Here is a 1,251-nt window from a genome sequence, read left to right on the forward strand (position 1 = left end):
GACGTTCACCGGCACGTGCACGGGCACCTGGATGACGTTGCCGGAGACGACGCCCGGGGACTGCACGGCGGCACCCTGGGCTCCGGAGTCGGCAGCGGCCAGGCCCGCGCCAGCGAGGACCAGCCCACCGGTGGCAACTGCGGCAGCGACGACCTTCTTGATCATTATTCCTCCTAGTTGGCAATAGCGATCTCATGTTGCTGATCGCATTACCTGTAACGAGGAGGGAGTAATGGAGCTACGAGCTTATGGTCGCATTCACCCTTCTCAGTCTTCGCCGCACGTGCGGCCGATTAGCGACGTCAACCGATCGATGACCGGAGTTCGACGATCGGCGTTCGACAACCGACCGATCGGCGGCCGGAGTTCGACGACCGGCGCTCGGCGAACGCCCTCAGGACGCGTCGATGAACCGGTCGAGCACGCGCACGCCGAACTTCAGCCCGTCCACCGGCACCCGCTCGTCCACGCCGTGGAACATGCCCGCGAAGTCCAGCTCCGGGGGCAGCTTCAGCGGCGCGAAGCCGAAGCCGCGGATGCCGAGGTCGTCGAAGGACTTGGCGTCGGTGCCGCCGGAGAGCATGTAGGGGATGGCCTTCGCGGCCGGGTCCTCGGCCAGCAGCGCGGACTGCATCGCGGCCACCAGGTCCCCGTCGAAGGTGGTCTCGACGGCCTTGTCGGAATGCACGTCCTCGCGCTTCACCTTGGGTCCGAGGATGCGGTCCAGATCGGCCAGGAACTCCTCCTCGAAGCCGGGCAGGAACCGTCCGTCGACGTGCGCCGTGGCCTCGCCCGGGATGACGTTCACCTTGTAACCGGCGCCGAGCTGGGTGGGGTTGGCGGTGTTGCTCAGGGTCGCGCCGATGAGCTTGGCGATGCCGCCGAGCTTGGCGAGGGTTCCCTCCATGTTCTCCGGGTCGAGCTCGGTGCCGAGTGCGTCGCCGAGTTCGTCGAGGAAGGCCCGGGTGGTCTTGGTCACCCGCACCGGGAACTTGTGCCGCCCGAGCCGGGCCACGGCCTCCGACAGTTCGGTGATCGCGTTGTCCCGATGGATCATCGAGCCGTGCCCCGCGGTGCCGGCCACGGTCAGCTTCATCCAGTGCATGCCCTTCTCGGCCGTCTGGATGAGATAGAGCCGCCGCTGTTCGCTGACGGTGAAGGAGAAGCCGCCGACCTCGCTGATCGCCTCGGTGACGCCCTCGAACAGGTCCGGGTGCTTGTCGACCAGGTGGCGGGCGCCGTACGTGCCGC

At 67.4% G+C, this 1,251-nt stretch carries 2 protein-coding genes; both read right to left on the reverse strand.

Annotated elements, in window-relative coordinates:
• A partial coding sequence (locus BZY54_RS47950) for a chaplin (RefSeq protein WP_086731532.1) occupies positions 1-165 on the reverse strand: 165 nt, incomplete at its 3' end.
• 229 nt (positions 166-394) lie between these two features.
• On the reverse strand, positions 395-1,251 hold an 857-nt coding region (locus BZY54_RS47955), incomplete at its 5' end, for a M20/M25/M40 family metallo-hydrolase (protein WP_143668438.1).

The sequence above is a fragment of the Streptomyces carpinensis genome (genome assembly GCF_002154505.1).
Lineage (GTDB): Bacteria > Actinomycetota > Actinomycetes > Streptomycetales > Streptomycetaceae > Streptomyces > Streptomyces carpinensis.